The sequence below is a fragment of the Streptomyces sp. NPDC043738 genome (assembly GCF_056436545.1).
On sequence record NZ_JBWKCJ010000015.1, the window covers coordinates 172,929 to 183,728 of the forward strand.

Consider the following 10,800-nt stretch of genomic DNA (forward strand, 5'->3'; position numbering starts at 1 on the left):
TCAGTCCACCGTGACGTAGTCGGGGCCGGAGTAGCGGCCGGTGCTGAGCTTCTGGCGCTGCATCAGCAGGTCGTTGAGGAGGCTGGAGGCGCCGAAGCGGAACCAGTCGGCGGTCATCCAGGGCTCGCCGAGCGTCTCGTTGACCGTCACCAGGTACTTGACCGCGTCCTTGGTCGTACGGATACCGCCGGCCGGCTTGACCCCGACCTGGACGCCGGTGGCGGCGTGGAAGTCGCGCACCGCCTCCAGCATCAGCAGCGTGACCGGCAGGGTGGCGTTCACCGCGACCTTGCCGGTGGAGGTCTTGATGAAGTCGGCGCCGGCCAGCATCGCCAGCCAGGAGACCCGCCGGACGCTGTCGTACGTCTGGAGCTCGCCGGTCTCGAAGATGACCTTGAGGTGGGCGGCGCTGCCGTCGGGACGGGCGCACGCCTCCTTGACGGCCTTGATCTCCTCGAAGACCGCCATGTAGCGGCCGGCGAGGAAGGCGCCCCGGTCGATCACCATGTCGATCTCGTCGGCGCCGGCCGCGACCGCGTCACGGGTGTCGGCGAGCTTGACCGGCAGCGCGGCGCGGCCGGCCGGGAAGGCGGTGGCCACGGACGCGACGTGGATGTCGGGAGCGCCGCCGGCGAGCAGCGCCTCCTTGGCCGTCGCGACCATGTCGGGGTAGACGCAGATCGCCGCGACCTTGGGGCTGGTGCGGTCGGTGGGGTCGGGGTGGATGCCCTTGGCGCACAGCGCCCGGACCTTGCCCGGGGTGTCCGCGCCTTCGAGGGTCGTCAGGTCGATCATCGAGATGGCGAGGTCGATGGCGTACGCCTTCGCCGTCGTCTTGATCGAGCGGGTGCCGAGGGTGGCGGCGCGGGCCTCGAGGCCGACCGCGTCGACGCCGGGGAGGCCGTGGAGGAAGCGGCGCAGCGCACCGTCGTCGGCGGTCACGTCCGCCATTGACGCCAGACGCCCCGCGGCTTCCTTGCCGTATGCGGGAACAGTGATGGGCATGGTCACGAGGGGAGCATATCTACGCGCGTAGCGCAATGTCATCCCCCCTGAGGGCCGAATCCCGCCGCCCGCCCGAATGATGCCGTAACGCAATGTCCGACATCCGGACGGTCGGGCAGAATCGGCGGCATGACGAGCCAGGAACGCGCCACCCCGCCGCAGCAGCAGTACGCCGAGCGCACCTACCGCTCGCCGGCGGCCCTCGTCGGCGGTGTGCTGCTCCTGCTGCTCGGCCTGTGGCTGGGCGGCGACGCGCTGCTGCGGGGCGACGCCCACACCAGGCTGACCGCGGCGTTCGCGCTGCTCCTCGGGGTGCCGCTGGTGGCCGCCTACACCCTGCGGCCACTGGTGCGGGCGAACGAGGACCGGCTGCTGGTGCGCAATCCGTTCCGCACGATCACGCTGCCGTGGGGCGCCGTGGAGGGACTGCGGGCATCCTTCTCCACCGAGGTCGCCACGACCGGCGGCGCCAAGTACCAGCTGTGGGCCATCCCGGTCTCGCTGCGCCAGCGCAAGAAGGCCAACCGGCAGGCGATGCGCGGCGCGGGCGCGGCCGGGCCCCGGTTCGGGCCGAACGCCGACGCCGGCGGCCCGGTGCCGCGCGCGATGGCCGACCAGTCGCTGGACGAGCTGCGCGAGCTGAAGGAGCGGGCGGCGGGGCGTGAGGGCGCTCAGGGGGAGCCGGTGGTGCGGTGGGCGTATGCGGTCATCGCGCCGTGCGTGGTGGGGGTTGTTGGGCTTGCGGTGATGATCGCGCTCTGAGGGGCGTGGGGCTTATTCGTAGCGGGGCAGGCCCTCGGTGGAGATCGTCCATTCCTCGATGGTGACGTCTTCGCCGTAGAGGAAGTCCCTGCGCGTGGCGTAACGGGGGCCATCGGGGGTCGAGTGGATGTCGGAGAGGACGGCTCCCTTGCCCTCGCGCGGATCGAAGACCACATAGACGGGGATGCCGAGCAGCGGGTAGTCCCGCATCTTGCTCACCCAGTCGTTGTCGGGGTTGGAGCGGGAGACGATCTCGATGGCGGCGATGAGGGTGCGGGGGTCGAAGGAACCCTCGCCCTCCATGTCCGCCCAGGCGATCACCATCACGTCGGGGCGGCGCATGATGCCTTCGGGTGCGTTCTCGACATCGGGTTCCCCCGTGTGGGCCACGAGCTCTTCCGGCATGACCCTTTCCAGGCGCTTCCGGAGGCGTAGCGCGGTGAGGGTGTGTGGCATGACGGGCGACACCTTGTCGAGGACGATCCCTTCCTTCGTGATCTCGAATCTGCCCGGAAGCGTGTCGTCCGCCGCCTCAACGAATTCCTTCATCGCCTGGTAGAGAGGGGTGCCTCGCCGGGCATCGTCCGGGGCCATGTTCAAGCGGCCTTTCTGTGGTCGTTTCGGCAGTCGCGGCAGCGGCCCGGTTCGGGTGCGCGGAAGGCGCGGTCGCAGCCTTCGCAGTTCTGGAGCGGGTCGCGGCGGGGCACGACCGGGACGGCCGGTAGGGGCGGCGGCAGCAGCGCGGTGAGGCGGTGTTCGAGCAGGCCGACCGGGTGCTTCAGGTCGTCGGGGAGGCGTGCGGTCAGGGCGTTTCGTACGGCATCGGGGGCGGCTCCGCGTTCTAGCCAGGCGGCCACTGCCGGGGTCAGGTGGCGTACGTCCCGTTCGGCGAGCAGCAGCCGTGGTGCATTGCGGTGCAACTCCGCGAGGAGGGCGGCGGCGGTGCGGTGATGTTCTGGGGCAGGGGTACGCGGCTTGGGGAGCGGTTCCCGCTGTAAGGGGGCGGGCGCTGGGGGTCGGGTGGCTTCTGGCGCGGGCTTCGGGGGCAGCGTCTGTGTCGGCTTCTGGGGCCGCTCGGGTGCGCGGGTCGGCCTGGGTGCCGCAGTGACGGCCGAACCCGGCTGGTTGTACGAGACCGTGCGGGTGACGACCTTGCCGCCGGGGAGACGTTCCCGAGTGCGCTTCAGATAGCCGTGGGCCTCCAGTTCCCGCAGGGCTCCGGCGATGCGGTGCTCGCTCTCGGGGAAGCGGGCCGACAGGAACTTGATGCCGACCAGGGCGCCGACGGGCAGCGACTGGATGTGGACGGCGAGCCCGATCGCGAGGAGGGACAGCTCGCGGTGCTGGGCGAGGTGGTTGCCGACGACCGTGTAGCGGGTGGTGTGCCGGATGTTGACGTGGACGACACCGGATCGGGCGGTCGGGCGGGGAACGGGAGACGTGGCGCGCGAGGGCGCGCTAGGGTGCTGCAAAGCCATCGGGAAGCCCTAACTTCCTGGGTGGTCAGGCCCTCGATCGGGATTCGCAGTCCCGGCCGGGGGCCGTCGCATGTCTGGAGTTGTTGCGGCGAGCATATGCCGGTGAACCCGCTGGAAATCCAGCCCAGTTGGCCGATGTCACCTGTGTGAGTGACGGGAGGCTGTAGGGGTTGGGAAGGGTATTTCCCCGGGGTCTTTCCCCGGTCTCTTTAAGCCTTGATGTCGTGGCGCGCCGCGTCGTGGTCACCCGCGTCGTGCTCCATCGGGTTGCGCTCCACCGGGTCGCGGCCGGTGCGATGCGGTGGACGGCGTGGCGAACGGCGCTGTGAACAGGGCGATTTCCGCCCACACCGTCTTGCAGGGGACGGGCCCCGGGGTGACGCCCCAGCGGTCGGCGAGCGCCCCGACGAGGAGCAGCCCGCGGCCCGACTCGCTGTCGGCTGCTGGGTGCTCCGGGTGCTCCGTGAGGACGGGCAGCCGCTCGGCACGGGCGTCGGTCACCTCGATGCGCAGGGTGCCGCCGTGCACGGTCAGCATGAGCCGGAAGTCCCGTCCCGTTACGCGTCCGTGGAGTACGGCGTTGGCGGCGAGTTCGGCGATGACGTGGGCGGCGGTGTCCATGGGGAGCCTCCAGGAGCGGAGTTGCTCGGTGGCGAGCAGCCGGGCGAGCCGGGCGCCTCGGCGGGTGGAGGAGAGCTGGACCGTGAACTGCCGGGTGCGGGTACCGGTTTGGGGGATTCCTTGGTTCATGTCACTCAGCGTGGCGATGCGTGCGTACCGTGCACAGCGGTGGCGCCCTTGCGTACGGAGGTTGTCCCGGGCTTGTCCGGTGCTGTCCCGGCTGTCCGGAGTGACATCGCGGTGAGTCGGGGCGTTGACCTGGAACGGATCTCGGAGGTGGGCGCGGATGAGCGTGGACGGCGAGGGCGTGGGGACCGGGGAGACCGGGGAGGACGAGCCGGGCTGGGACGTCGATCCGGACGACGAGTCGGGGGCGGCGGTGGTCGCGACGGTGGGCCGCCAGCTCAAGGCGTGGCGCGAGGCGGCCGGGCTGCGGGCCGCGGAGTTCGGGGCGGCGATTGGGTACGGGGAGGACCTGATCTACAAGGTGGAGGGTGGGCGGCGCATCCCCCGGCCGGAGTTCCTGGACAGGGCGGACGAGGTGTTGGGGGCGGGCGGGAAGCTGGCCGCCATGAAGCGGGATGTGGCGGAGGCCCGGTATCCGAAGAAGGTACGGGACCTGGCGAAGTTGGAGGCCAGGGCAGTCGAGGTCGAGGCGTACGGCAACCACAACATCCACGGATTGCTACAGACGGAGGAGCACATGCGCGCTCTGTTCGCCGGGTGGCTACCTGCCTATTCAGCGGACGAGATGGACCGCATGGTGGCTGCTCGGATGGCTCGACGGTCCATTTTCGAGCGTTCCCCTGCACCGGTGCTCAGCTTCGTGCAGGAGGAGGTGACCCTTCGGCGCCCAGTTGGGGGCACAATGGTGATGCGCCGACAACTCGAACACCTATTGGAAGTGGGGCAGTTGCGGAATGTGTCGATCCAGGTGATGCCGACTAACTGCGAGGAGCACCCTGGGACCGGTGGGCGGATCCAGGTGCTGAAGTTCCCGGACGGCACGGCGGTGGGCCGATCCGAAGGGGCGTTCGCCGGTCGTGCGGTCTCAGACCCGAAGCACCTCAGGATCCTTGAGCTGCGCTATGGGATGATCCGGGCTCACGCTCTCACGCCACGGGAGTCACTGGCCTTCATCGAGCAAGTGCTGGGGGAAACATGATCCGCAAGCTTTCTGCCGGGGACCGTTCCGACCTGGAGTGGTTCAAGAGCAGTTACAGCGACAGCGGTGACGGCAACGACTGCGTCGAGGTGGCGACTTCCTCCGGCGCGGTGCACATCCGTGACTCCAAGGACAAGCCGGGCCCGCAGCTCGTGTTCACGCCGGCCGTGTGGGCCGACTTCGTGACATACGTGGGAGAAACATGATCCACAAGCTTTCCACCGGGGATGGTTCCGAGCTGCAGTGGTTCAAGAGCAGCTACAGCGACAGCAGCAACCCCAACGACTGCGTCGAAGTCGCCAGCGCCCCCGGCCTCATCCACGTCCGCGACTCCAAGAACACCCAGGGGCCGCGCCTCGGCTTCACGCCCGGCGCGTGGGCCGACTTCGTGACGTACGTGGTCGAGCGCTGAAGCTGAAGACGACCGAACGCAACGCGCCCCGTCCCCGGTGAACCCGGGAGCGGGGCGCATGGCGTGGGAAGAGCAGGAAGCTCTCAGATCCCCGCCGCCGTAGACAGATCCTCCTTGATGGCCGCCAGTGTCCCGGCCGCCCGGCCCCGGGCCTCCGGCAGCCCGTCGGCCGACTCCACCGGCACCACGACCTCCAGGTAGCACTTGAGCTTGGGCTCGGTGCCGCTGGGGCGGACCACGACGCGGGCGGCCTCGATGCCGGCCTCCGGTGCGCCGGAGAGGTAGTAGCGCAGGCCGTCGGTCGGCGGCAGCGCTTCGGTGCCCTCGTTGAGGTCGTCGGCGCGGTGCACGGTCAGGCCCGCCAGCGAGGTCGGCGGCTGCTCGCGCAGCCTGCGCATCGCGTCGGAGATCAGCGACAGGTCCTCGACGCGGACCGAGAGCTGGTCGGTGGCGTGCAGACCGTGCTGCACGGCCAGCTCGTCCAGCAGGTCCGGCAGGCCGCGCCCGGCCGCCTTCAGCTCCGCGGCCAGTTCGGCGATCAGCAGGGCGGCGGTGATGCCGTCCTTGTCGCGTACGCCCTGCGGGTCGACGCAGTAGCCGAGCGCCTCCTCGAAGGCGTAGCGCAGGCCGTTCACCCGGGCCAGCCACTTGAAGCCGGTCAGCGTCTCCTCGTACGGCAGCGAGGCGCCGGCGGCGATGCGGGACATCAGCTGGGAGGAGACGATCGTGGTGGCGAAGGTGCCGGCGGCGCCCTTGGCGACCAGGTGGGCGGCGAGCAGTGCGCCGACCTCGTCGCCGCGCAGCATCCGCCAGCCCTCGGGCGTGCCGGGGGCCGGGACGGCGACGGCGCAGCGGTCCGCGTCGGGGTCGTTGGCGATGACGATGTCCACCCCGCCGGCGCCCTGGGACCGGGCGGTGGCGAACGCGAGGTCCATCGCGCCCGGCTCCTCCGGGTTGGGGAAGGCGACCGTCGGGAAGTCCGGGTCCGGCTCGGCCTGCTCCGCGACGACCGCGGGGGCCGGGAAGCCGGCCCGGTCGAAGGCGGCGAGGAGGGTGTCGCGGCCGACGCCGTGCATCGGCGTGTAGACGACCTTCACGTCCCGGGGGGAGCCGGGGGTCAGCACGGCGTCGGTGCGCGCCAGGTAGGCCGCGAGGACGGTGTCGTCGAGCGTCTCCCAGCCGGACTCGGGGCGCGGTACGTCGGCCAGCGAGCGGACCGCGGCGATCTCGGCGGCGATCTCGCCGTCCGCGGGCGGCACGATCTGCGAGCCGTCGCCCAGGTAGACCTTGTAGCCGTTGTCGCGCGGCGGGTTGTGGCTGGCGGTGACCTCGACGCCGGCGACCGCGCCCAGGTGCCGTATCGCGAAGGCCAGTACGGGCGTGGGCAGCGGGCGCGGCAGCAGCGCGGCGCGCAGGCCCGCGCCGATCATCACGGCGGCGGTGTCGCGGGCGAAGTCGGCGCTCTTGTGGCGCGCGTCGTAGCCGATGACGACCAGTCCCGAGCCCTGGCCCTTGGCCTTGAGGTACGCGGCGAGGCCGGCCGCGGCCCGGATGACCACCGAGCGGTTCATCCGCATCGGGCCCGCGCCCAGCTCACCGCGCAGCCCGGCGGTGCCGAACTGCAGGGTGCCGGCGAACCGAGCGGCCAGCTCCGCCGCGAGGTCGGCGTCGTCGGCGGCTTCGATGAGCTTGGACAGCTCGTCCCGGGTCTCCGGGTCGGGGTCCTCGGCCAGCCATGCCTGGGCCTGGTTGATCAGCTCCGCGGGATCGGTAGCCACGTGATGCTCCTGACGGTGGATACGGGTGGGGGGCGCTGGGGGTGCCCTTGAGCGGGGGCTGGTCCCGGCTCGTCACGCTTACCCCGTACGTACGGGAAGGGAGCCGCAGAACCGGCCATTGGCGGGTCGCGGGGCGGGCGGTGGGGGGGGGGGGGGGGGGGGGGGGGGGGGGGGGGGGGGGGGGGGGGGGGGGGGGGAAAGCGGCGGGACGGTGGAGTAGTCGGGCGCGGGGGGGGGGGGGGGTGGTGTGTGGGGGCTTTTTGCTTTCTTCCCCCCCCCCCCCCCCCCCCCCCCCCCCCCCCCCCCCCCCCCACCCACGCACCCGCCGTGTCCGTGACCGTGGCGCTCACGGCGCCGCGGTGGCTCAGAGCTTGCCGAGCACCTGGGCGAGCAGGCTGCCCATCGCGGTCGCGGAGTCGCGGCCGGCCTGGAGCACCTCCTCGTGGTTGAGCGGCTCGCCCGTCATGCCCGCGGCGAGGTTCGTCACCAGGGACAGGCCGAGCACCTCGGCGCCCGCCTCACGGGCGGCGATGGCCTCCAGGACGGTGGACATGCCGACCAGGTCGGCGCCCAGCGTGCGGATCATCTTGATCTCGGCCGGGGTCTCGTAGTGCGGGCCGGGGAACTGGGCGTAGACGCCCTCCTCCAGGCTCGGGTCGACCTCCTTGCACAGCGCGCGCAGCCGCGGCGAGTACAGGTCGGTCAGGTCGACGAAGTTCGCGCCGACGATCGGGGAGGTGGCGGTGAGGTTGAGGTGGTCGCTGATCAGGACCGGCTGGCCGGGGCGCATGCCCTCGCGCAGACCACCGCACCCGTTGGTGAGCACGACGGTCTTGCAGCCGGCCGCCACGGCGGTGCGGACACCGTGCGCGACGGCGGCCACGCCGCGGCCCTCGTAGTAGTGGGTGCGGCCCAGGAAGACCAGCGCCCGCTTGGCGCCGACCTGGTAGGAGCGGATCTTGCCGCCGTGGCCGGCGACGGCCGGGGGCGGGAAGCCGGGCAGCTCGGTGACGGGGAATTCGTGCTCGGGCGCGCCCAGGGCCTCGGCGGCCGGGGCCCAGCCGGAGCCCATCACCAGGGCGACGTCGTGGGTCTCGGCGCCGGTCAGCTCCCGCAGGCGGGCGGCGGCGTCGGCGGCGGCGCCCTGCGGGTCGCGCGCGATGTCCGGGGTAACAGATGCGTTCACGCGGACGAGGGTAGCCGCTAATCCCCTACGCGCGTAGATGTCGCTGCCCACGGTGCTGGGATCGTTGTCTTGTGGCATTTGCCAAACGCCCGTCGCCCGGGCGCGTCGCGACACCCGTACGGCCGCGTCCCGGCCCCGGCCCCGGCCGCTCCTCAGCAGGGCCGCTTGCGCAGCTCCATCACATAGTCGTGCGGGGCGCCGGCCGACTCGGCGGCGTCCGCGATCTCGCCCAGGTAGCGGGCGGAGGGCAGTCCGCCCTCGTAGCCGTTGAGCACGTAGATCCAGGCCGTCTCGTCGCCTTCGAGGGTGTGCACCCGCACCCGCATCCGCCGGTAGATCTCCATGCCGACGCCCTCCCAGCGGTCCAGGGACTCCTCGTCCATGGGGGCGACGTCGTAGAGCGCGACGAAGAGCTGGGAACCCGGGTCCTCGACGACCGTCGCCAGCGCGCCCTCCCAGCCCATCTGCTCGCCGCCGAAGGTCAGCCGCCAGCCGTTGAGCCAGCCGGTGCCGCGCAGCGGCGAGTGCGGTGCGCGGCGGGACATCAGCCGCGCGTCGAGGTTGCCGGCGTACGCGGCGTAGAGCGACATGGTTCCGAGGGTACGGGAGGTTGCCCGCCGGGCTCGTGGTACCGGAGGTTCGTACGAGGGGGCGGTGCGGAGGGCGTCCGGGCGGCTGCGGGGCGCACACGGCGCCCCCGGGCGAGAGGGAGCTTCGGGCGTGCGGGACAATGGAGTACGTGACTCGGATCGTGATCATCGGTGGCGGACCCGGCGGATACGAAGCAGCCCTGGTGGCGGCCTCTCTCGGCGCGGAGGTGACCGTCGTCGACTGCGACGGTCTGGGCGGGGCGTCGGTGCTCACCGACTGCGTGCCGTCGAAGACCCTCATCGCCACGGCCGAGGTGATGACGACCTTCGACTCCTCGTACGAGGAGCTGGGCATCATCGTCGAGGACGACACGCCGCACATCGACCGGCCGGCCCGGGTCGTCGGCGTCGACCTCGGCAAGGTCAACCGGCGCGTCAAGCGCCTGGCGCTCGCCCAGTCGCATGACATCACCGCTTCCGTGACCCGCGCCGGCGGCCGGGTCATGCGCGGCCGCGGCCGGCTGGAGCCGGGCCAGGCGCCGGACGGTTCGCGCAAGGTGACGGTGACCGCCGCCGACGGCACGTCCGAGGGCCTGATCGCGGACGCGGTGCTGATCGCCACGGGCGCGCACCCCCGCGAGATCCCCGACGCGCTGCCCGACGGCGAGCGGATCTTGAACTGGACGCAGGTCTACGACCTCGACGAGCTGCCCGAGGAGCTCATCGTGGTCGGTTCCGGTGTCACCGGCGCCGAGTTCGCCGGTGCCTACCAGGCGCTCGGCTCCCGCGTCACCCTCGTCTCCTCCCGTGACCGCGTGCTGCCGGGTGAGGACCCGGACGCCGCCGCCGTACTGGAGGACGTCTTCCGCCGCCGCGGCATGAACGTCATGGCGCGCTCGCGGGCGCAGTCCGCCAAGCGGGTCGGCGACCGCGTCGAGGTCACCCTCGCCGACGGCCGGACGATCTCCGGTACGCACTGCCTGATGGCGGTCGGCTCGATCCCCAACACCGAGGGCATCGGCCTGGAGGCGGCCGGCGTCAAGCTCAAGGACTCCGGCCACGTGTGGACCGACAAGGTCTCGCGCACCACAGCCCCCGGCGTGTACGCGGCCGGCGACTGCACCGGCGTCTTCGCGCTGGCGTCCGTCGCCGCGATGCAGGGCCGGATCGCGATGTACCACTTCCTCGGCGACGCGGTGACCCCGCTGAACCTCAAGACCGTCTCCGCGAACGTCTTCACCGACCCCGAGATCGCCACCGTCGGCTACTCCCAGGCCGACGTCGACAGCGGCCGGATCGACGCCCGGGTGGTGAAGCTGCCGCTGCTGCGCAACCCGCGCGCGAAGATGCAGGGCATCCGCGACGGTTTCGTGAAGCTCTTCTGCCGTCCGGGCACGGGCATCGTCGTCGGCGGTGTGGTGGTCTCCCCGCGCGCCAGCGAGCTGATCCACCCCATCTCGATCGCGGTCGACAACAATCTGACCGTCGAGCAGATCGCCAGCGCCTTCACGGTCTACCCGTCGCTGTCCGGCTCGATCGCCGAGGTCGCCCGCCAGTTGCACTCCCGTAAGACCGGCGAGTAGGGCCTGTCCGACAGGCAACCGATAAAGAAGCGACACCCCGGCGCCCATTGGCGATTGAAAACTTTGTGCCCCCAGTGAGCACTGGGGATGAAACGTGCCTGCACGGGCCGGCGGCCCGGCTGCGGGGGGGAACCGCCGCCACACCCGCCGCCAAAGAGGACGACCCAGAAACAAAAACGCGGGGCCGCCCGGCAGCTTTGCCGGTCTTCGACCCACCCGC

At 71.5% G+C, this 10,800-nt stretch carries 12 protein-coding genes; 5 read left to right on the forward strand and 7 right to left on the reverse strand.

The window, feature by feature from the left end; translation table 11 throughout:
- Nucleotides 1-1,005: a deoxyribose-phosphate aldolase gene (gene deoC / locus AC0680_RS21055; RefSeq protein ID WP_478630918.1), complete on the reverse strand. Its 1,005-nt coding sequence runs from the start codon at nucleotides 1,003-1,005 to the stop codon at nucleotides 1-3.
- A gap of 129 nt (nucleotides 1,006-1,134) precedes the next feature.
- Between deoC and AC0680_RS21060 the strand changes: the two genes are divergently transcribed.
- Nucleotides 1,135-1,767 (forward strand): PH domain-containing protein, encoded by a 633-nt coding sequence (locus AC0680_RS21060; RefSeq protein ID WP_478630846.1) that lies wholly within the window; start codon nucleotides 1,135-1,137, stop codon nucleotides 1,765-1,767.
- Between the two features lie 12 nt (nucleotides 1,768-1,779).
- Here AC0680_RS21060 and AC0680_RS21065 read toward each other — a convergent pair whose 3' ends face one another.
- The 3 genes from AC0680_RS21065 to AC0680_RS21075 all read right to left on the reverse strand — a co-directional run bounded on the left by AC0680_RS21065 (nucleotide 1,780) and on the right by AC0680_RS21075 (nucleotide 3,995).
- Nucleotides 1,780-2,367, reverse strand: a complete 588-nt coding sequence (locus AC0680_RS21065) for a Uma2 family endonuclease (RefSeq protein ID WP_478630849.1) — start codon at nucleotides 2,365-2,367, stop codon at nucleotides 1,780-1,782.
- The gene (locus tag AC0680_RS21070) at nucleotides 2,364-3,245 is read right to left on the reverse strand and encodes a helix-turn-helix domain-containing protein (RefSeq protein ID WP_478630852.1); all 882 of its coding nucleotides are present in this window, start codon (nucleotides 3,243-3,245) and stop codon (nucleotides 2,364-2,366) included. Before AC0680_RS21070 ends, AC0680_RS21065 begins: the two co-directional genes overlap by 4 nt.
- Nucleotides 3,246-3,488: 243 nt before the next feature.
- Complete coding sequence (locus AC0680_RS21075; protein ID WP_478630853.1) at nucleotides 3,489-3,995, reverse strand: ATP-binding protein; 507 nt, start codon at nucleotides 3,993-3,995, stop codon at nucleotides 3,489-3,491.
- Between the two features lie 157 nt (nucleotides 3,996-4,152).
- Here AC0680_RS21075 and AC0680_RS21080 point away from each other — a divergent pair, with 157 nt between their 5' ends.
- The 3 genes from AC0680_RS21080 to AC0680_RS21090 are packed head-to-tail and all read left to right on the forward strand — an operon-like array spanning nucleotide 4,153 to nucleotide 5,443.
- The gene (locus AC0680_RS21080) at nucleotides 4,153-5,031 is read left to right on the forward strand and encodes a helix-turn-helix domain-containing protein (RefSeq protein WP_478630856.1); all 879 of its coding nucleotides are present in this window, start codon (nucleotides 4,153-4,155) and stop codon (nucleotides 5,029-5,031) included.
- Nucleotides 5,028-5,237: a DUF397 domain-containing protein gene (locus AC0680_RS21085; protein WP_478630858.1), complete on the forward strand. Its 210-nt coding sequence runs from the start codon at nucleotides 5,028-5,030 to the stop codon at nucleotides 5,235-5,237. Before AC0680_RS21080 ends, AC0680_RS21085 begins: the two co-directional genes overlap by 4 nt.
- The gene (locus tag AC0680_RS21090; protein WP_478630861.1) at nucleotides 5,234-5,443 is read left to right on the forward strand and encodes a DUF397 domain-containing protein; all 210 of its coding nucleotides are present in this window, start codon (nucleotides 5,234-5,236) and stop codon (nucleotides 5,441-5,443) included. Before AC0680_RS21085 ends, AC0680_RS21090 begins: the two co-directional genes overlap by 4 nt.
- Before the next feature lie 83 nt (nucleotides 5,444-5,526).
- On the opposite strand, the gene AC0680_RS21095 is transcribed toward AC0680_RS21090, so the two are convergent.
- The 3 genes from AC0680_RS21095 to AC0680_RS21105 form a co-directional block, all read right to left on the reverse strand.
- Entirely contained in the window at nucleotides 5,527-7,221 is a 1,695-nt protein-coding gene (locus AC0680_RS21095; RefSeq protein WP_478630863.1) for a phospho-sugar mutase, read from the reverse strand.
- 364 nt (nucleotides 7,222-7,585) lie between these two features.
- A complete protein-coding gene (locus tag AC0680_RS21100; RefSeq protein ID WP_384442674.1) occupies nucleotides 7,586-8,407 on the reverse strand; it encodes a purine-nucleoside phosphorylase in 822 nt (273 codons plus the stop codon).
- A gap of 152 nt (nucleotides 8,408-8,559) precedes the next feature.
- Nucleotides 8,560-8,997: a gamma-glutamylcyclotransferase family protein gene (locus AC0680_RS21105; RefSeq protein WP_384442678.1), complete on the reverse strand. Its 438-nt coding sequence runs from the start codon at nucleotides 8,995-8,997 to the stop codon at nucleotides 8,560-8,562.
- 140 nt (nucleotides 8,998-9,137) lie between these two features.
- On the opposite strand from AC0680_RS21105, the gene AC0680_RS21110 reads away from it, so the two are divergent.
- The gene (locus tag AC0680_RS21110) at nucleotides 9,138-10,580 is read left to right on the forward strand and encodes an NAD(P)H-quinone dehydrogenase (RefSeq protein WP_478630868.1); all 1,443 of its coding nucleotides are present in this window, start codon (nucleotides 9,138-9,140) and stop codon (nucleotides 10,578-10,580) included.
- The last annotated feature ends 220 nt before the right edge of the window (nucleotides 10,581-10,800 follow it).

Coding starts and splice junctions, on each gene's coding strand:
- AC0680_RS21080 (WP_478630856.1), top strand. CDS start 4,153: ATGAGCGTGGACGGCGAGGGCGTGGGGACCGGGGAGACCGGGGAGGAC.
- AC0680_RS21090 (WP_478630861.1), top strand. CDS start 5,234: ATGATCCACAAGCTTTCCACCGGGGATGGTTCCGAGCTGCAGTGGTTC.
- AC0680_RS21070 (WP_478630852.1), bottom strand. CDS start 3,245: ATGGCTTTGCAGCACCCTAGCGCGCCCTCGCGCGCCACGTCTCCCGTT.
- AC0680_RS21110 (WP_478630868.1), top strand. CDS start 9,138: ATGGAGTACGTGACTCGGATCGTGATCATCGGTGGCGGACCCGGCGGA.
- AC0680_RS21105 (WP_384442678.1), bottom strand. CDS start 8,997: ATGTCGCTCTACGCCGCGTACGCCGGCAACCTCGACGCGCGGCTGATG.
- deoC (WP_478630918.1), bottom strand. CDS start 1,005: ATGCCCATCACTGTTCCCGCATACGGCAAGGAAGCCGCGGGGCGTCTG.
- AC0680_RS21085 (WP_478630858.1), top strand. CDS start 5,028: ATGATCCGCAAGCTTTCTGCCGGGGACCGTTCCGACCTGGAGTGGTTC.
- AC0680_RS21075 (WP_478630853.1), bottom strand. CDS start 3,995: ATGAACCAAGGAATCCCCCAAACCGGTACCCGCACCCGGCAGTTCACG.
- AC0680_RS21060 (WP_478630846.1), top strand. CDS start 1,135: ATGACGAGCCAGGAACGCGCCACCCCGCCGCAGCAGCAGTACGCCGAG.